Genomic DNA, 16,702 nt, shown 5'->3' on the forward strand with positions numbered 1-16,702 from the left:
GGTTCCCATCGGGTCTTCGCCCGTTATCAACTCATTCGTCGTTCTCTTAGCTAACGCTGTCGGGCAGCCTCTCTTCGCGCTGCGCGATAAAGTCCCTGAGGCCCTCGGCAATGCCCTCATCGAGCTTCGGCTCTTCATAGTCGGCCAGCATGTTGCGGGCTTTCTCGCGGCCGCGCGTGTCGTGGTCCTTCGCCCCTCCAGCCTTCCATTGTTCGTAGGAGTTGAAATCCATGATGGTGGGCATGAAGAATGCCGACTCGTAATGATCGAGCGTGTGCTGGGTGCCGAGGAAATGGCCCTGCGGCCCGACTTCGCGGATCGCCGCCATGGCCTCCTTGAAATCGTCGAACGGCAGGCCGCCGGCATATTTATACCAGCCGACAAGCTGCTCGCAGTCGGTGGCGAATTTCGAATAGCCGCATGTCAGCCCGGCCTCCAACCAGCCGGCGGAGTGCCAGATATAATTGGCGCCGGCGAGGATGGCGGCATGCATCAGCATGTTGGATTCATAGCCGGCCTGGGCGTCGTTGAGTTTGGAGCCGACATGGAAGCCGGAGGTTCGCCAGGGCAGTTTGTATTTCCGCGCCAGCGCGCCCATCAGATACATCATCTGGGCGGCTTCCGGCGTGCCGCCCATCGGCGCGCCGGTCTTCATGTCGACCGTCACCATGAACTGGCCGTAGATTTGCGGCGAACCCGGGCGCAGCAGTTGGGTGAAAGCGACGCCGGCCAATGCTTCGGCATTGACCTGCGCCACCGCGCCGACGGCCGAGGCCGAAGTCGATGCGCCGCACAGCGCAAAGGGAGCCAGGATCAGCGGCTGATTGCTGCGCGCATAGACCTTCATCGCGTCCAGCATGGTGGCGTCCCACACCAGCGGCGAGTTGCAGTTGGTAATGGACACCAGCACCGGGTTGTCGCGAACGAAATCTTCGCCAAAGACGATGCCCGCCATCGCCATCGTGTCTTCGGCGCGGTCTTTGGAAGTAACGATGCCCATGAACGGCTTGTCGGAGTGCTTCAGCGCCGAATGGATGATGTGGAGATGCCGTTTCGGCACCGCGATCTCCATCGGCTCGCAGATGATCGAACTCGACGAATGCAGCGCCGGCGCCATGTAGGCGAGCTTGTGGAAATTGTTGAGGTCTTCGAGCGTGCCATAGCGCCGGTTGTTGTCGAGGTCGCGCACGTAAGGCGCGCCATACATCGGCGCGAAGATGGAGTTCTTGCCGCCGACGCGCACGGTGCGCTCGGGATTACGCGCATTGAGGGTGAATTCGGACGGAACCTTCGCGACCAGTTCCATCAGCAGGCCGCGGTCGATGCGGACGCGTGTCTCGGACACGTCGGCGCCCGCCGCCTTCCACATGGCGATCGCCTCGTCGTCGCGGAACTCGCAACCGACCTCTTCGAGGATGGCGAGTGACTCCTGGTGGATCAGTTCCACCGCCTCGTCCGGGACCATCTGGTAGGTGGGGATCTCGCGGACCAGCGTCGGGAACGAGGTGACGGGGGCGCTCCTCAGCGCCTTGCGTCCGAGGCGACCGCCGCCGCGGCGGTGGGTTTGCTCGGTCAGTTCAGTGGCCGGTGCGTTCATGGAGCCTCCTCATTCCGTCCAACCAAGTTAGCGAGAGGAAATATGGATGTGATGCTGGAAAATCCTGATCTCTTGTATAAGCTCAGCTTATGCGAAGCCTGCGCCACCTCCTGCCCTCGGCCGGCAGCCTGATCGTCTTCGAGGCGGCGGGCCGGCTGTCGAGCTTCACCGCTGCCGGGCGCGAGCTCGGCATGACGCAGGCCGCCGTCTCTTATGCGGTGCGCGGGTTGGAGGAACAGCTTAGCGCGCAGCTGTTCCAGCGCCGCCACCGCCAGGTCGTCCTGACAGAAGCGGGCGAACGCTTCCATGCCGACGTCTCGCTCGGTCTGTCGCATATCCGCAAATCGGCCGAGGATCTGCGCCTGCAGGCGAGCGGCGGCCATGTCACGCTGGCGGCGTCGACCGCCTTCGGCTCGTTCTGGATGATGCCGCGCCTGCAGCAGTTCCGCGACGAACTGCCGGGCATCGACTTGCGCATCCAGACCGCCGACCGTGATCTCGACATCATCGCCGAGGGCATCCCGCTCGCCGTTCGCGGCGGCGAACCGCGCGACTGGGCCGATTATCATTCGCTGCCGCTGGCCGACGAGGAGATTTTTCCGGTGGTTGGCGCCAGCTATCTCGCGAAATTCGGCATGCCAAGGAGCGTCGCGGAGCTGGCGACGCATCGCCTGATCCACCTCGAGGAGCCCTACCGCGAGGCGGCTAGCTGGGACGAATGGTTCCAGTCTGCGGGCGGCAGGCTCGACAACACCGCGCGCGGCCTGCGCATCAACGATTACGGCCTCGTGATCCAGGGCGTCATGGAGGGCCAGGGCATAGCGCTCGGCTGGCGGCATCTGGCCGAACGGCTCCTGGCGTCGGGGCTGCTGGTGCCGGTGACCGACCATGTGCTGAGAACCGGCAAGGCGTTCTATGTGGTTTGGCCGAAGAACCGGGAGTTGAGCGAGAATGCACGGAAAGTCAGGGACTGGCTGGCGGCGCAGGCTTGAAATCGGTTGCAGCGTAGTCACTATCGCGGAGTTCCTTCACACCCCCCTCTGTCCTGCCGGACATCTCCCCCGCAAGGGGGGAGATTGGCAGTTCATATGTCGCGTCACCCTTCAAGCATTGAAGATTGGCGAAAGCCGTCGTGACATCTGATCTCCCTCCTTGCGGGGGAGATGGCCGGCAGGCCAGAGGGGGGTGCTGTCCCGCTGGCGTCTCCAATGTCCGGCATTCATTGAAGCCTTCCGCACACCCTTCGAATCCGCCTATAATACCCCCATGCCCATTCGCCAGCTTTCCGAAACGATGATCAACCAGATCGCCGCCGGCGAAGTCATCGAGCGTCCGGCGAGCGTGGTGAAGGAACTGGTCGAAAACGCGCTCGACGCCGGCGCCTCCCGCGTCGAGGTCGTCACTGCCGGCGGCGGGCTGAACCTGATCCGCGTCACCGATGACGGCTCCGGTATCCCCGAACAGGAACTGGCGCTGGCCATTGCGCGCCACTGCACCTCGAAACTTGCCGACAACATTCATGATATCGGCTCGCTCGGCTTCCGTGGCGAGGCGCTGCCGTCGATCGGTTCGGTGGCGCGGCTGTCGATCCGTTCGCGCACGACCGCAGGCGACGCTGCCGCCGAGATCGCCATCGAAGGCGGCCGCGTTTCGGCGGTCAAACCGGCGGCGGCCAATCGCGGCACAACGGTCGAGGTGCGCGACCTGTTCTTTGCCACGCCGGCGCGGCTCAAATTCATGAAGGGCGAGCGGGCCGAAAGCTCGGCCACCAGCGACGTGGTCAAGCGCATCGCCATCGCCTTCCCCGCCGTGCGCTTCACGCTGGCCGGCTCGGACCGCTCGACGCTGGAATTGCCGGCGACCGATGACAGTACCGAGGGCAGCCTGCGCCGCGTCGCCCAGGTGATGGGCGCCGAGTTTCCCGACAATTCCATCGCTATCGACGCCAGCCGGGACGGCGTGCACCTGACCGGCCACGTCTCGATCCCGTCCTTCACCCGCGCCAACGCGCTGCAGCAATATGCCTATGTCAACGGCCGTCCGGTGCGCGACAAGCTGATTGCCGGCGCCATTCGCGGCGCTTTCGCCGATGTGCTGCCGCGCGACCGGCACGCGGTGACCGTGCTGTTCCTGACGCTCGATCCGGCGACCGTCGACGTCAACGTCCACCCGGCCAAGGCCGATGTGCGCTTTCGCGACCCCGGCCTGGTGCGCGGGCTGATCGTCGGCGCCATCCGCGAGGCTCTGGCCAATGCCGGCATCCGAGCCGCCACCAGCGGGGCCGCCGGGATGGTGGCGGCGTTCCGGCCGGGAGCCGCCTCCTACGCCCATGCGGGTCCTGCCAACGGTCATCGCAGTTTTGACGCGGCCTACCGGGCCTCGGGCTTTTCGGGCTTTGACCGCTCGCCACAGCGGCCGCTGGATATGGGATTTGACGGCGCCGGCTTCCGCGAAAACGACCAGGCTGCATTCGACGCCGGTCCGCTCGCCAGCGCCGATGCGCGTGCCGGCTTAGCCGAGCCGGCCGAGACGCTGCTCGGCACCGCGCTGGGCGCCGCCCGCGCGCAGGTCCACGAGAACTACATCGTCGCCCAGACCAGGGATTCGCTTGTCATCGTCGACCAGCACGCGGCGCATGAGCGGCTGGTCTACGAGGCGCTGAAGAATGCCCTGCACTCGCGCGCGGTGCCCTCGCAGATGCTGCTTCTGCCGGAGATCGTCGACCTGCCGGAGGAGGACGCCGAGCGGCTGGCCATGCATTCCGAAACGCTGGCCCGGTTCGGCCTCGGCATTGAGCGTTTCGGTCCCGGCGCGGTGGCGGTGCGCGAGACGCCGTCGATGCTCGGCGAAACCAATGTCCAGCAATTGGTGCGTGATCTTGCCGACGAGATCGCCGACAACGACACGATCGAGACGCTGAAGGAACGACTGGACAAGATCGCCGCCACCATGGCCTGCCACGGCTCGGTCCGCTCCGGCCGCCTGCTCAAGCCTGAGGAGATGAACGCGCTGCTGCGCCAGATGGAAGCAACGCCGGGCTCCGGCACCTGCAACCACGGCCGCCCGACCTATATCGAACTCAAGCTCGCCGATATAGAGCGGCTGTTTGGGCGGCGGTGAGCACAAGCCAGGTCAGGGCACACGCTCAATTCACCAACAGGCGATAATCCTTGAACCTATGAGAGAAAACGTAATCCCTTGAGTAACCGGCGCTACCGCCGCGAAAATTCACGGAGATTATCTCGAAGCTTCTCCCAACCTGTTTTTGAACATTCATGTAGATGGGAGTCATCAGCATGCCGGCATCACAATCGTCGTCATCGAAAGCGATCTCCTGAACGACCTTCTTTTTCTTCTTATCGATGACCCGCAGCTTATTCATGCAGACGAGAAAGCCCGCTTTCTCGTAGACCCCGGCAAATCTGTGGGTGGCTGTCTGCGCCCAGAAGGGAATCTCGACGGTGCCGTCAACCTTCGCCTCACTGGTATCGTCGAGGCTTGCGACCTTCTTCAGCGTGATCGGGAACTTGTCCGAGCCCTTGCTCCAAGTCCCTGTTGCGCCGCTTTCGCCAAGGTCAAGAGAAAACGGACATCCGGCGGTGCCAACGGGCGTTTTCGATCCCATGACCAGCAACCTGTCGAACTCCCTGTCGTCCGCAATCTCGCAAAGGAAGAGGCTGGTGCCACTGATCTTGCCGTACACCGCTATCGGGCTTTGCTTCGCGTCGTAGAAATAGCTCCCCTCGACCGTAATCCCGCTGCCGAAACTGTCATATCTCTGCAGCGATAGGTGGACGGGGTTAGGTCCGATGGAGCCTTCGTAGTTTTCGACCTGATACCAGCCCGCAGCGGCTTTCCCGGTCAGCAGCAAAACGCAAAAAATTGCCGATATGAACAGTCTTCCCATTCCGTCCCCCAGTGAAGGCAGCATACCACAGCTGTCCTTCCTCTGGGTGTCTGCATTCTGATGGAATGCGGTTCCCGGTTTGAGTCCGAAAACAGCTCAAATCATTTGTTTTAACGCTTTAAATTCACCACGATCACGCCGCCCAGCGCCAGTGCGCCGCCGAGGATACCAAGTAGCGTCGGCACTTCGCCCAGCCAGAAGAAGCCGATCAGGGCTGACATGGGCGAGACCAGATAGAGGAAGTTCGACGCGCGCGCTGCCGGAAGACGCGACAGTGCGGTTGCCCAGGCGGCATAGGCGATCAGGCTGGGCACGATGCCAAGAAAGATCACGGCGCCGATACCGGCCGTGTTGGCGACCGCGGCCTGCGCAAAGCCGCTCGGCAGAAAGGGTGCCAGGCAAAGAGCGCCAAGAATCATGTTCGAGGCCGAAATGGTCAGCGGGTGATGGCGGGCAAAGAGCGGCTTCTGGACGATCGTGTTGACGGCCGAGCACAGCGCGGAGCCAAGAACCAGCAGCGCGCCGGTGTCGAAACTCAAGCCATTGCCGTCAGCCACAGCGATGATGCCGATGCCGGCGAAAGAAATCGCCGTGCCGAACCAGGCCCAGCTTGAGAAGCGCTCGCCGAGCAATGCCATTGCCATGATGGCGGTGAAGATCGGGCTGACATTGATGATGAAACCGGCGGCACCCGCCGAAACCGTCAATTCGCCGAAATTGAGCATGACAGTGTAGAGCGCGACGAAGATGGCGCCGCCAAAGACCAGGCGCCACACTTCGTCGAGCCTCGGCAGCGCCGGGCGCTTGACGGCAAGAAAGATCGCCGCCGGCACCGCGGCAATGGCAAAGCGCAACGCACCGAGTTCCAGCGGCCCGAAAGCGGCGAGGCCGGCACGGATCGCGGGAAAGGCCGAGGCCCAGCCGACCACCGTCAAGGCCACGGCGATGGCCGCCGTGGTGTCCATCCGCTGTGTCGGATTCGACGTGCTGGTCGTTGCGCTCATCTGCCTGTCCTCGGGTTCCCAGAGTGTTGAAAGGCAGAAAGCGCCTTTTCGGCGCCGTTGACAAACGATCAAATCGAGGATCACCTGTGACTATGGATCACAGCTCAGACACAATGGTGCCGCTCGAGACCCTGCGCGCCTTCGATGCGGCGGCGCGAACGGGGAGCTTTTCGGCCGCGGCCGAGAAGCTCAACATCACCCACGGCGCCGTCAGCCGGCAGATCGCCAAGCTGGAGGACTGGCTGGGCTTGAAAGTGTTCGACCGCGGCGCGCGCGGCGTCTCGCTGACCATCGAGGGCAACCGCCTGCATCTGCGCACGGCGGAAGCCTTTGCGCTGATCTCCAGCCATTCCGACCGCTGGGTCGAGCCGCGCGGCACCGCCGTGGTGCGGCTGACCTCGATACCCTCCGTCAGCGGGCTGTGGCTGATGCCACGCATGGCGGCGCTGGAGAACAATCCAACCAAGCTGCGCATCGTGCTCGACGTCGACATCCGCCAGGGCGACCTTGCCGATGAAGGCATCGACCTGTCGGTCCGCTGCGGCCGCGGGGGCATTCCGGGCCGCATCTCGGTGAAGCTGTTCGAGGAACATGTCTTTCCCGTCGCCGCGCCCGGCCTTGCCCGCGAGATCGGCCGCGGCGACCCGGCCCGGCTGCTGAGGTTTCCACTGATCAACGATTCCGACGCTTCGGGTTGGCGTGCCTGGTTTGCCGCGCAAGGGATGGACTACCGCCCGCGCCCGCAGGATCGCCGCTTCGAGGACTACAATCTGGTGCTCGACGCCGCAGCTTACGGGCTCGGCATCGCGCTGGCGCGGCCGCCGCTGACCGGACACCAGTTGGAGGCAGGCCGCATCGTCGCCGTCGACGAGCGCACGGCGCTGAACCCGGTGTCGTACTGGCTGGACCGGCCGCTGGGGCGGCCGCGTACGGCTGCCGCCGAACTTTCACGCCGTATCGCTGTCGAGGCGGGGCTGGCGATGGACAAGATGGAAGCTTTCCTCGAAGCCGAGCGATAGCGGCGATCGTTCGGTGCTCAGCCAAGCACCAGCAAGGCGAGCCCGACAATGGCGACGGCCAGAAACCCGGCTGCCAGCGCCATCAGGCCGACACGCATCTGCTGCCGGCCTTCGGGCTGGACCGTGTCATTCGACCCAGACATCGCCTGCCCCCGCTTCGCCGCCGCGTCGGTGGCGGAGGCGCGGCGCGGCGGCGAAACCCCCGGTGCGAGAAGCGCAAACCAGGGCAGTCCTGCCGGCTTTGCGGCAGCGCCATCATCGGCCCTGGCCGGCGGCACCGGCAGACCGCGCTGTGCATCGTCGTTGGCTGGCGTCGCCTTGCCTGTCGCAGCCGTTGTCGGCCCGAAATCGTCGGGCGCCGCGTCACCCGGTTCGGCAAGCGCCAGATAGGCCTGCAGGATCTCGGCTGAACCCGTCTGCTGCCCCTTTGCGACGGCTGCGGACAACAGCGCCTGCAGCGCCGGCGCCGCTGCCGGCTGCAAAGGCGCACCGGATGGCGTCGGCGGCTGCACCAGCGCCTTTATAAGTGCTGCTTTCGCCGGATCGGCCTTCGCCGACGGCACCGCTGCCAATATCATGGCCTCGCGCAGCAGCGCAGTCAGGCGGGCGGATGAAATGTCCATGCCGGTCCCATAAGAATGGTTTGGAGCCGACAATAGCGCCTCAGCATTGCGTCAAGCTTGACCTTGCCGGCAATTTATGGCGATGAAATCAGCATGAACTCTGGCACCACCCCATGATGAACCGCTTCGAAGGCCCTGGCGGCAAGGAAGCCCGGATCCGCTATCTCGACGGCGACTTCCAGGTCACCAGCCCCGGCGCATTCGTGCGCTGCGCTGTGACCGGTGAGAGCATTCCGCTGGACGAGCTCAAATATTGGAGCGTCGCCAGGCAGGAGCCCTATGTCAGCGCCGCCGCCTCGCTGCGCCGCGAGATCGAAACGCATCCGGACCTGCGCAGCCGGGGCTAGATCGGCACACCGGAAAGCAAGGCTCACCGTCGATCTGATTTTCCTGGAACGCCTGCAGGACTATGGCTTTGAGGATGCCGGCGCGTTTTCGACCGAAAAGTCGAATTTATGAACAAGCCGATCTCCGACAAGCACTTTGATGGAATACGGCCCGATCGGATCACCCTCGGCCATGCACCACCCATGCGAGATCCATCCGTCCTGCGGTTTGTAGAACATGGTGGTCTCGGAGACCCTTCGATCGCCCGATAGCTTGCTCAAGCTGTATTCGTTTCCGTCGATACCACCCCACTGCCTGGGCTCCGCGGGAAGCGCGAACACCTCGGTGACCGATACCAGTCTGTCGCCTTGCGCCAGACGTACGCGCCATTCAAAGCAGGCGCTATCGGGGATAAGCGGTACAATGTTTGAGGGCCGAACGTGGGTAGCACCGTCCGCTTCGGTGACCGAGACCAGAAATTCGCTGTCGGTCGCGGTGGGTGCCTGCGCCGAAGATGGGTTCGCCATCGCCACAAGAACAAAGCCCACAAAGAGTGCCCGCAACCTAACCATTCCACCCCCCGCGCTGAAGCCGGTCTGACTTATAATTGTGATAAGCGGCGAGAAATATCCTGTGTCAACGCGGGAGCGCCCTACCCTCGCAGCCGGCGCTGTCTCCAGGCATCCAGCGTCTCATCGATGATCCGCTCCGGCACATTGTCGAGTTCGAACGTGGCGTCTATCTCCAGCACGTCGAGTTGACCAAGGAATTCAGCCGAGGCTGCGCCATGGCGCAGCCGGGCTGCGTCCTTGGCGGTGGTCACGAGGCCCAGTCCCTCACGGCGCGCGGTTGCCGCCAGTTCGGCGAGTTCGTCGGGGGCATAAAAATGATGGTCCGGAAACGACCGGCTCAGCGCCACTTCCGCGCCCGTGCCGCGCAGCGTCTCGAAGAATTTTTCGGGATGGCCGATGCCGGCAAAGGCGAGGAACCGCCGGCCGGCGAACCGCTCCTTGCCGCCCGGTTCAGCATGCGCCTCGAAGATCGGCCGGCCGGCGCGCGCCGCCTGGCGCACGACCTGGTCGGCGGCGGTGCCCTCGCCCATCTTCAACAGCCCATCGGTGAACACCAGTTGGTCGACGACGTTGGCGCGCAGCGGCCCACCCGGAATGACGCGGCCATTGCCGATGCCGTAGCGGGCGTCGACGACGACCAGCGCATAATCAATATGGATGCGCGCGCTCTGAAAACCGTCATCCATGATCAGGAAATCGCAGCCATGGGCTTCCATGAGCAGCTTGGCGCCGGCGGCGCGGTTCGGGCTTACCGCAACCGGCGCGTGCTCGGCCAGAAGCAGCGGCTCGTCGCCGACATGCTTGGCGGCGTCGTGACTGGCATCGACGACATGCGGCTGCGCAAACGAGCCGCCATGGCCGCGCGACAGGAATCCGGGATTGAGCTGCATGCGCCTGGCCTGCTTGGCCAGCGCGATGGCGACCGGCGTCTTGCCGCTGCCGCCGACGGTGAAGTTGCCGACGCAAAGCACTGGCGCGTCGATCTTTTGACGTATCGCCCGATGCATATGGCGGCCGGCGACCATGCCATAGACCGCTGATAGCGGCGACAGCGCAAAGACCCGCCAGTCCGGCGCTTCCCACCAGAAAGGTGGTGCTTCCGACGCCACCTATCGCCCGTCGGCGCCCTTCAGGCGCGACTTGACGATCAATGGCTGGATATAAGGCTCGAGCGACTTCAGCGTGTGCGCCAGCGCACCGCGCATCTGGTCGACTGTGGCGGCACCGGCCGCCATCATCTCATGGCGCGCAACTTCATTGCTCAGCAGGAAATTGACGGCGCCGGCCAGCATGTCGCGGTCGCGCACCAGCTTGGCGCCGCCACTGTCGAGCAGGCGCTGATAGGCCTCGCGAAAATTCTGGACGTTGCGGCCGGCCAGCACAGCGGTGTCGAGCATGGCCGGCTCCAGCGGATTCTGGCCGCCTTCCGAGGTCAGCGAGCGGCCGACAAAGGCGATTTCCGTCAGCCGGAGATAAAGCCCCATCTCGCCGATCGTATCGCCAAGGAGGATATCGGTGTCGGCGGTGATCCGGTCCCCCTTGCTGCGCCGCGCCAGCTTCAGGCCCATGCCGGAAATCTGTGCTGCCAGCGCTTCGGCGCGGTCGGGATGGCGCGGGACGATGATTGTCAGCAGGCCATGGTGGCGCTTGTAGAGCGTGGCGTGGACTTCCGCCGCGACCACCTCCTCGCCGTCATGGGTCGAAATTGCCGCCCAGGTCGGGCGGCCGGCGATCTGGCGCTTCAGCGTCGCCAGCGCCCGTTCGTCGACGGGCGGCGGCAAGGTGTCGACCTTGAGGTTGCCGGACACGGTGACCGGCCGGGCGCCAAGCGCGCGAAACCGTTCGCCGTCGACATCCGACTGGGCAACGACATGTGCGAGGTTCTCGAACAGCGCCTCGGCGATGTTGGCGCGCTTCTTCCAGGATTTGAACGAACGGTCGGACAGCCGGCCGTTGACCAGCACCTGCGGCACGTGTCGGGCGCCGAGCTCGAGGATGGTCATCGGCCATATCTCGGATTCGGCGATGATCGCCAGGTCCGGCCGCCAGTGATCGAGAAAGCGGCTGACGGCCGGCTTCAGGTCGAGCGGAACATATTGGTGGATGATGCGGTCGCCCAGCCGTTCGTCGGCAACCTGCGCCGAAGTGACGGTGCCCGTCGTCAGCACGATGTTGACACCGTAGTCGAGGATGCTTTGCACCAGCGGCACGACCGCAAGGGTCTCGCCGACGCTTGCCGCATGGATCCAGATCACCGGCCCTTCAGGGCGCGGCCGCCCGGCAACGCCGTAGCGCTCACGGCTGCGGCTGCGGTCTTCCTTGCCCTGCGATGTGCGCCAGGCGACATAGGGACCCATCAGCGGATAGGCGGCGGCACCGGCAAGGCGGTACGCCGCCAGGAAGGCGCGCGCCCAGCCGACGCTCATGGCCTGCCGTCCACGAGCCGATAGGCCTCGGCGGTCGCGGCATTGAGCGCGGCCGTGACTTCCTGGCGCTTGCGCTCCATTTCGGCCTCGTCGGCATTGGCCGGCACGAAAACCGGCGTTCCGATGACGATCGAGGAGCGGCCGAACGGCAGGTTGATGGTGGTCTTGTCCCAGCTTCTTTCCAGCACCTTGCGGCGGCTGGTGGCGATGGCGGCAGGCATGATCGGCCGGCCGGAAAGGCGTGCCAGCAGAACGATACCAAGCCCCGCGTCGCGCGGCGTGCCGTGGGGAATGTCGGCGATCATGGCGACGTTCTTGCCGGCGACGAGTGACTTTTTCAGGGCGATGAGCGCCTTGGCGCCGCCCTTGTCGAGATGCTTCGTGCTTTCACGCCCGCCGGAGCCGCGCACCGCCTCGATGCCGAATTTTTCGATCATCAGCGCGTTGAGTTCGGCGTCGGCGCTGCGCGAGACCATGGCGACCAGCGGCCGTCCCTTGGGATAATAGGCTGGGGTCAGCAGATGCTGGCCATGCCAGAGCGCGATGATGCCGGGTTCGAATTCGGCGTAGTCGCCGCCTGAAAATTTAGCCGAGCCTTCGACCACGCGGTTGGTCAGGCGCACCAGGCGGACGAACTGGGCGAGCAGGCTGACGATGATGCTCTTGACGATTCGCGACTGCGCCAACGGCTCGCGGATCTTGCGCCAGAACGTCTTCGAACTGCCGCCGCGTCTTCTTCGGACCGCGGCGCCGGTGGGCTGCCCTTTCACCGCTTCATGCTCCATCACTGTCAACCGGCGGCCTTGCTTTCAGGGTCGAGCAGCCGGTGCAGATGGACGACGAAATAGCGCATATGGGCATTGTCCACGCTGGCTTGCGCCTTGGCCTTCCACGCGGTGTGCGCGGTTTGATAGTCCGGATAGACGCCAACGATGTCGAGCGCGTCGAGATCGCGGAACTCGGTGCCTCCCAGTTGCTTCAGCTCGCCGCCGAACACCAGGTGCAAAAGCTGTTTCTTTCCGTCTTCCGCGGCCATTTCGGTCCTTCACATATTGTGAGTTTGCGACAGGTCTAGCCCAAAGCTGCCGACTTTGGAACCTTCGATCACGCTTCCGTATCGGCAATGACGCCGGCAAGCACGGTCAGCAGCTGCCCGCTGCCGGCGACCAGCGCGCCGTGACGGATGATCTCCCCGGCATAAAGCGGCGCGCGGCCATGGCCGTCGAGCACGGCGCCGCCAGCCTCGCGCAAGATGAGATCGGCGGCGGCGATATCCCAGTCATGCGCGTTGGGCTTGACGAAGGTTGCGTCGAGCGTGCCGTTGGCGACCATCGCCAGCCGGTAGGCGAGAGAGGGAATGTGCGCCGCGCGCCGCACCCGGCTTTGCCATTGCGCCGGCATCAGGTCGATCAACTGCTTCAGCCCGCCGATCTCGACCGTCTTACCCAGGCCGCGCACGGCAATCGGCTTGCCGTTGCGGAAAGCTCCATGGCCAGGCAGCGCCCAATAGGTTTCGCCCTTGGCCGGACATTCGAGCACACCGGTGAGCGTGCGGCCATTCTCGACCACCGCGACGCTGACGCACCACGAGCGCAGACCTTCGAGGAAGCCGCGGGTGCCGTCTATGGGGTCGACGACAAAGGTGCGCCGCGCCAGAAGCCGTGCCGGATCGTCAGTCGTTTCCTCCGACAGCCAGCCATAGTCCGGCCGCGCCGCCAGCAGGGTCTCGCGAAGATAGGCGTCCGCCGCGTGGTCGGCTTCGCTGACCGGCGAGGTGCCGCCTTTCATCCACACTTGCGGGTTCTTGCCGAAATAGCGCATGGCGATCGCGCCCGCCTCGCGGGCGGCGTCGCGCAGCAGATCGAGGTCTTCCGAGGCCCCGGCCGATATGACCGGGTCACGCTCCGGCAAGGGTCATTCCTTCGATCAGCAGCGTCGGTGCGGCAGTGCCGAAATCGCGGTCAAGATCGCTCGCCGGAACCATATTGAGGAACATCGTCTTCAAATTGGAGGCGATGGTCACCTCGGCCACCGGATAGGCAAGCTCACCATTGTCGATCCAGAAGCCGGATGCGCCACGGCTGTATTCGCCGGTCACCATGTCGACGCCCTGGCCGAACACTTCAGTGACATAAAAGCCGGATTTCAGCGACCTGATCAGGTCTTCCGGCGTCCTGTCGCCCGGCTCGATGGCGAGATTGGTCGAAGACGGCGATACCGACGAGCCGCTGCGCGCGCCGCGTCCGTTGGTGGTCAGCCCCAATTCCCGCGCGGCGGACGTCGACAGGAACCAGTGCTTCAGCACGCCGTTCTCGACCATCAACAGCTTTTCGCCCTCGACGCCTTCGCCGTCGAACGGGCGCGAGGCCTGGCCGCGACGCCGTAGCGGCTCGTCGGTGACGGTGATGGCAGCCGACGCAACCTGCTTGCCCATCATCTCGCGCAAAAAACTCGTCTTGCGCGCCACCGAAGCGCCGTTGATGGCGCCGGCGAGATGACCGGCAATGCCGCGCGCGACGCGCGGATCGAACACCACGTTGACCGGACCGGTCGCCGCCTTGCGGGCGCCGAGGCGGCGCACGGCGCGCTCGCCGGCCTTGCGGCCGATCAATTCCGGTGCGTCCAGATCGGAAAAATGCTGGTTCGAAGAGTATTCGTAGTCGCGCTCCATGCCGGTGCCTTCGCCCGCAATCACGCTGGCCGAACGCGAAAAGCGCGACGCGACATAGTGGCCGACGAAGCCGTTCGACGTGGCAAGCACCAGCCCGCCGAGGCCTGCGCTGGCGCCGCTGCCGGCCGAATTGGTGACGCCCTTGACTGCAAGGGCCGCTTCCTCGGCGGCCAGGGCCGCTTCCTTCAACTGATCGGCCGAAACCTCGGTGGCGTCGAACAGATCGAGGTCGCGCACCTTGCCGACCAGCAAAGCCGGATCGGCGAGACCCTGATAGGGGTCCTCGGGCGAGACTTTGGCCATGGCCACGGCGCGCTCGGCCAATGCCTTGGGGTCCGATGCCGCCGTCGCCGAGACGCTCGCCACCCGGTTGCCGACGAAGACGCGCAGCGAGACATCGTCGCCCTCGGACGCCTCAGTGTTCTCGACCTTGCCCAGCCGCACCGACACGCCGATCGAGCGGCCGCGCACGGCAACCGCGTCGGCGGCGTCGGCGCCGGCCCGCTTGGCAGCCTCGACCAGTGCCGCGACGCGGTCGGTCAATTTCGCTGCCTCTGGTGTATCGGTCATGCGCATGGTCCTGTTTTTTTCAGCAGGCTTTGGGACGAGCCGCTGATGCACCATCTATTGTTCCACTGCCGCTTGCGCAATGGGAGAAGCGGCAATCAAGATGCATTAGCAGCCTGTTCGGAGCGTTCGCCATGGCGCCGTTCCACTTTGCCTTTCCGGTCCGTGATTTCGATGAAATCCGCGCTTTCTATGGCGAGGCGCTTGGCTGTGCTATCGGCCGCTCATCGTCGACCTGGGTCGATTTCGATCTTTTCGGTCACCAGATGTCGGCGCATTTGCGGGCGCAGGTGGCCAAGGCTGCCAGCGACGGCAAGGTCGACGGCATCGTCGTGCCGATACCGCATTTTGACGCCGTGTTGCTGATTGACGAATGGCAGCGGCTGGCCGCACGACTGGAAGCGCGCGCCGACATCGACTGGTTGGAACGGCCGATGGTGCGCTTCAAGGGCGAACCCGGCGAACAGGCGACGCTGTTCATCCGCGACCCTCAGGCAATGCGCTGGAATTTAAGGGCTTTCGCGCGCAGAGCAAATTTTCGCGCATTGATCGGGATACGAATCCACGGGAGCGCCTGGTCAGGCACCACGCACCATAACCGGTCAGGCCGCGGTGGCCTTGCGCATCAAATTGGCGCGGGAGCGTAGTTGCTTTGCTTGGTGCTTGCTGACAGCTGAAGCAGCTAGCGCGCCACCAGAGCACCTAGGCAAAGCTCAACTGCCGTGGCTACTTTGCCGTGGCAGCATCATTCATCAGTATTTTATTGTCATAGATGAAATCCTTGCCAAGCTTGTCTTTGAACTGCGCGAGCGCATCCTTTGGGACGATGGCAACAGCGCTATCTTGCCCCACCTGGAAATTCGTTCCGGGTACCGGTGCGATTATAGCGCTGAAATCAGGGCCACCCAGCACAGTGGTGCTCCCACTCCAAGCGAGTGTTGACCCGGACTTAAAGCCATCCTCGTAGCCTCGCTTATAGGCCTCCTCCAAAGGGTCGGCGTGAGTTGGGGCGAGGTTCGCCACTGTGATCGCAGATGTGGCTAGAAGTATCTTGATCATAACCTGCTCCTTAACGAAGGTCTTCTAGACGTTTCCTCATTTGCTCGTCTAAGGATACGGTATCGGCAGCACTACCCGCCAATGCGCCACCCAATGTTCCGCGCCCGAGAAATACAGGTGCATCGGTGACCTTGATAGGGTCACTGGCAAGGTAGACTACACTTCCCACCAGTAATGTGCCGACGATCGCCACGACAACACCCGGCGAACTGGAAGACAGGGCCATGGTTATCCCGCCCCATGTGCCATTGCCGCGTGTCTCCAAACTATCGACACGCGCAAGCACAAAGACCGCGCCAAGAAGCGCCAGAACAGTACCAGAAATGATCGCAAGAAACTGTGTGTATGCGCGCATGTAAAGCGCCGAGACCGATCGCTTGTTGCGCATACCAAGACCGTCATGCTCGAGCCCGAGCAAAACGATCTGCGAGTCGGATTGAGGGGCATCCAGAACCTTGCTGAAATTCATATCTGATTGAAGAGCTTGTGAGACATCGACAATCCTATCCAGATACCAAAAGCCAAGTCCAATCATCGCGACGATGACGACAGCGCAAAGAATTCCGAACCATTTGACGGTGCCGACCTTGAAGCGGAAATCCTCCCTCATCCTTAGTGCTTGGAGAGCTGCACTCTCAGCGGTTGGCTGAGGTTCAATCTGACTAGTGTTGGCACCCAAGGCGGCGCCCGCACTGCCTAGCGCGTCGTGGGCGGCTGCGCCCGGCGTGTCGTCGCTGCTGTCAACTGGCGCCGCCGTTCCGACATTGTTGTTAGCGGGAACCGCCCCGCCGACAATTGGCGAACCATCCATCGGCACCGCAGCATCGTCTGCGATTTGCCCGCCAGCGCTGGCCGCCTCATCCGGCTCCACATCACCTGCATGCAACCCGGGATTGTCGTCAGCTAGAGATGCAACAAAAGTCGGCATGA

18 protein-coding genes are annotated in these 16,702 nt (G+C 63.9%); 5 read left to right on the forward strand and 13 right to left on the reverse strand.

The genetic code is table 11. The features are described from left to right. Positions 1-46: 46 nt before the first annotated feature. Complete coding sequence (locus NKI64_RS21315) at positions 47-1,597, reverse strand: trimethylamine methyltransferase family protein (protein ID WP_023694427.1); 1,551 nt, start codon at positions 1,595-1,597, stop codon at positions 47-49. Positions 1,598-1,686: 89 nt separating this feature from the next. Between NKI64_RS21315 and NKI64_RS21320 the strand changes: the two genes are divergently transcribed. Together NKI64_RS21320 and mutL are read left to right on the forward strand one after the other, a co-directional pair. Beyond that, positions 1,687-2,589, forward strand: a complete 903-nt coding sequence (locus tag NKI64_RS21320; RefSeq protein ID WP_023671586.1) for a LysR substrate-binding domain-containing protein — start codon at positions 1,687-1,689, stop codon at positions 2,587-2,589. A 274-nt stretch (positions 2,590-2,863) separates the two neighbouring features. Then, positions 2,864-4,717 (forward strand): DNA mismatch repair endonuclease MutL, encoded by a 1,854-nt coding sequence (mutL, locus tag NKI64_RS21325; RefSeq protein ID WP_023705761.1) that lies wholly within the window; start codon positions 2,864-2,866, stop codon positions 4,715-4,717. Positions 4,718-4,742: 25 nt separating this feature from the next. Here the strand turns inward: mutL and NKI64_RS21330 are convergent, their stop codons facing one another. Further along, positions 4,743-5,504 carry a hypothetical protein gene (locus NKI64_RS21330; protein WP_050593853.1) on the reverse strand — a complete coding sequence of 254 codons (762 nt, stop codon included), beginning with the start codon at positions 5,502-5,504 and terminating at the stop codon, positions 4,743-4,745. A 110-nt stretch (positions 5,505-5,614) separates the two neighbouring features. Beyond that, positions 5,615-6,508, reverse strand: a complete 894-nt coding sequence (locus NKI64_RS21335) for a DMT family transporter (protein WP_023671583.1) — start codon at positions 6,506-6,508, stop codon at positions 5,615-5,617. Between the two features lie 92 nt (positions 6,509-6,600). On the opposite strand from NKI64_RS21335, the gene NKI64_RS21340 reads away from it, so the two are divergent. Beyond that, positions 6,601-7,527 carry a LysR family transcriptional regulator gene (locus tag NKI64_RS21340; protein ID WP_023705759.1) on the forward strand — a complete coding sequence of 309 codons (927 nt, stop codon included), beginning with the start codon at positions 6,601-6,603 and terminating at the stop codon, positions 7,525-7,527. 17 nt (positions 7,528-7,544) lie between these two features. Here the strand turns inward: NKI64_RS21340 and NKI64_RS21345 are convergent, their stop codons facing one another. Continuing rightward, complete coding sequence (locus NKI64_RS21345) at positions 7,545-8,150, reverse strand: hypothetical protein (RefSeq protein ID WP_023671581.1); 606 nt, start codon at positions 8,148-8,150, stop codon at positions 7,545-7,547. Positions 8,151-8,263: 113 nt separating this feature from the next. Between NKI64_RS21345 and NKI64_RS21350 the strand changes: the two genes are divergently transcribed. After that, complete coding sequence (locus NKI64_RS21350; RefSeq protein WP_023671580.1) at positions 8,264-8,497, forward strand: DUF2093 domain-containing protein; 234 nt, start codon at positions 8,264-8,266, stop codon at positions 8,495-8,497. Between the two features lie 60 nt (positions 8,498-8,557). Here the strand turns inward: NKI64_RS21350 and NKI64_RS21355 are convergent, their stop codons facing one another. The 7 genes from NKI64_RS21355 to NKI64_RS21385 all read right to left on the reverse strand — a co-directional run bounded on the left by NKI64_RS21355 (position 8,558) and on the right by NKI64_RS21385 (position 14,716). Next, entirely contained in the window at positions 8,558-9,040 is a 483-nt protein-coding gene (locus tag NKI64_RS21355; protein WP_155922435.1) for a PM0630 family protein, read from the reverse strand. A gap of 89 nt (positions 9,041-9,129) precedes the next feature. Further along, positions 9,130-10,158 (reverse strand): tetraacyldisaccharide 4'-kinase, encoded by a 1,029-nt coding sequence (lpxK, locus tag NKI64_RS21360; protein ID WP_023671578.1) that lies wholly within the window; start codon positions 10,156-10,158, stop codon positions 9,130-9,132. Continuing rightward, a complete protein-coding gene (gene waaA, locus NKI64_RS21365) occupies positions 10,159-11,475 on the reverse strand; it encodes a lipid IV(A) 3-deoxy-D-manno-octulosonic acid transferase (RefSeq protein ID WP_023671577.1) in 1,317 nt (438 codons plus the stop codon). Further along, a complete protein-coding gene (locus tag NKI64_RS21370) occupies positions 11,472-12,260 on the reverse strand; it encodes a lysophospholipid acyltransferase family protein (protein ID WP_023671576.1) in 789 nt (262 codons plus the stop codon). Before NKI64_RS21370 ends, waaA begins: the two co-directional genes overlap by 4 nt. A 5-nt stretch (positions 12,261-12,265) precedes the next feature. Continuing rightward, entirely contained in the window at positions 12,266-12,511 is a 246-nt protein-coding gene (locus NKI64_RS21375; RefSeq protein ID WP_023671575.1) for a DUF4170 domain-containing protein, read from the reverse strand. A 68-nt stretch (positions 12,512-12,579) separates the two neighbouring features. Beyond that, the gene (locus tag NKI64_RS21380; RefSeq protein WP_023671574.1) at positions 12,580-13,386 is read right to left on the reverse strand and encodes a 3'(2'),5'-bisphosphate nucleotidase CysQ; all 807 of its coding nucleotides are present in this window, start codon (positions 13,384-13,386) and stop codon (positions 12,580-12,582) included. After that, a complete protein-coding gene (locus NKI64_RS21385) occupies positions 13,373-14,716 on the reverse strand; it encodes a TldD/PmbA family protein (protein ID WP_023816274.1) in 1,344 nt (447 codons plus the stop codon). Before NKI64_RS21385 ends, NKI64_RS21380 begins: the two co-directional genes overlap by 14 nt. A gap of 131 nt (positions 14,717-14,847) precedes the next feature. Between NKI64_RS21385 and NKI64_RS21390 the strand changes: the two genes are divergently transcribed. Beyond that, positions 14,848-15,360 carry a VOC family protein gene (locus tag NKI64_RS21390; protein ID WP_502901388.1) on the forward strand — a complete coding sequence of 171 codons (513 nt, stop codon included), beginning with the start codon at positions 14,848-14,850 and terminating at the stop codon, positions 15,358-15,360. A 79-nt stretch (positions 15,361-15,439) separates the two neighbouring features. On the opposite strand, the gene NKI64_RS21395 is transcribed toward NKI64_RS21390, so the two are convergent. Next, a complete protein-coding gene (locus NKI64_RS21395) occupies positions 15,440-15,772 on the reverse strand; it encodes a hypothetical protein (RefSeq protein ID WP_352669834.1) in 333 nt (110 codons plus the stop codon). Between the two features lie 10 nt (positions 15,773-15,782). Continuing rightward, the gene (locus NKI64_RS21400; RefSeq protein ID WP_352669837.1) at positions 15,783-16,700 is read right to left on the reverse strand and encodes a hypothetical protein; all 918 of its coding nucleotides are present in this window, start codon (positions 16,698-16,700) and stop codon (positions 15,783-15,785) included. Positions 16,701-16,702 lie beyond the last annotated feature (2 nt).

This window comes from Mesorhizobium sp. M0478, assembly GCF_040321305.1.
Lineage (GTDB): Bacteria > Pseudomonadota > Alphaproteobacteria > Rhizobiales > Rhizobiaceae > Mesorhizobium.

Excerpts from the sequence above, each read along its gene's own strand:
- NKI64_RS21315 (WP_023694427.1), bottom strand. The coding sequence starts at position 1,597 with ATGAACGCACCGGCCACTGAACTGACCGAGCAAACCCACCGCCGCGGC.
- NKI64_RS21320 (WP_023671586.1), top strand. The coding sequence starts at position 1,687 with ATGCGAAGCCTGCGCCACCTCCTGCCCTCGGCCGGCAGCCTGATCGTC.
- mutL (WP_023705761.1), top strand. The coding sequence starts at position 2,864 with ATGCCCATTCGCCAGCTTTCCGAAACGATGATCAACCAGATCGCCGCC.
- NKI64_RS21330 (WP_050593853.1), bottom strand. The coding sequence starts at position 5,504 with ATGGGAAGACTGTTCATATCGGCAATTTTTTGCGTTTTGCTGCTGACC.
- NKI64_RS21335 (WP_023671583.1), bottom strand. The coding sequence starts at position 6,508 with ATGAGCGCAACGACCAGCACGTCGAATCCGACACAGCGGATGGACACC.
- NKI64_RS21340 (WP_023705759.1), top strand. The coding sequence starts at position 6,601 with ATGGATCACAGCTCAGACACAATGGTGCCGCTCGAGACCCTGCGCGCC.
- NKI64_RS21345 (WP_023671581.1), bottom strand. The coding sequence starts at position 8,150 with ATGGACATTTCATCCGCCCGCCTGACTGCGCTGCTGCGCGAGGCCATG.
- NKI64_RS21350 (WP_023671580.1), top strand. The coding sequence starts at position 8,264 with ATGATGAACCGCTTCGAAGGCCCTGGCGGCAAGGAAGCCCGGATCCGC.
- waaA (WP_023671577.1), bottom strand. The coding sequence starts at position 11,475 with ATGAGCGTCGGCTGGGCGCGCGCCTTCCTGGCGGCGTACCGCCTTGCC.
- NKI64_RS21370 (WP_023671576.1), bottom strand. The coding sequence starts at position 12,260 with ATGGAGCATGAAGCGGTGAAAGGGCAGCCCACCGGCGCCGCGGTCCGA.
- NKI64_RS21375 (WP_023671575.1), bottom strand. The coding sequence starts at position 12,511 with ATGGCCGCGGAAGACGGAAAGAAACAGCTTTTGCACCTGGTGTTCGGC.
- NKI64_RS21385 (WP_023816274.1), bottom strand. The coding sequence starts at position 14,716 with ATGACCGATACACCAGAGGCAGCGAAATTGACCGACCGCGTCGCGGCA.
- NKI64_RS21390 (WP_502901388.1), top strand. The coding sequence starts at position 14,848 with ATGGCGCCGTTCCACTTTGCCTTTCCGGTCCGTGATTTCGATGAAATC.
- NKI64_RS21395 (WP_352669834.1), bottom strand. The coding sequence starts at position 15,772 with ATGATCAAGATACTTCTAGCCACATCTGCGATCACAGTGGCGAACCTC.
- NKI64_RS21400 (WP_352669837.1), bottom strand. The coding sequence starts at position 16,700 with ATGCCGACTTTTGTTGCATCTCTAGCTGACGACAATCCCGGGTTGCAT.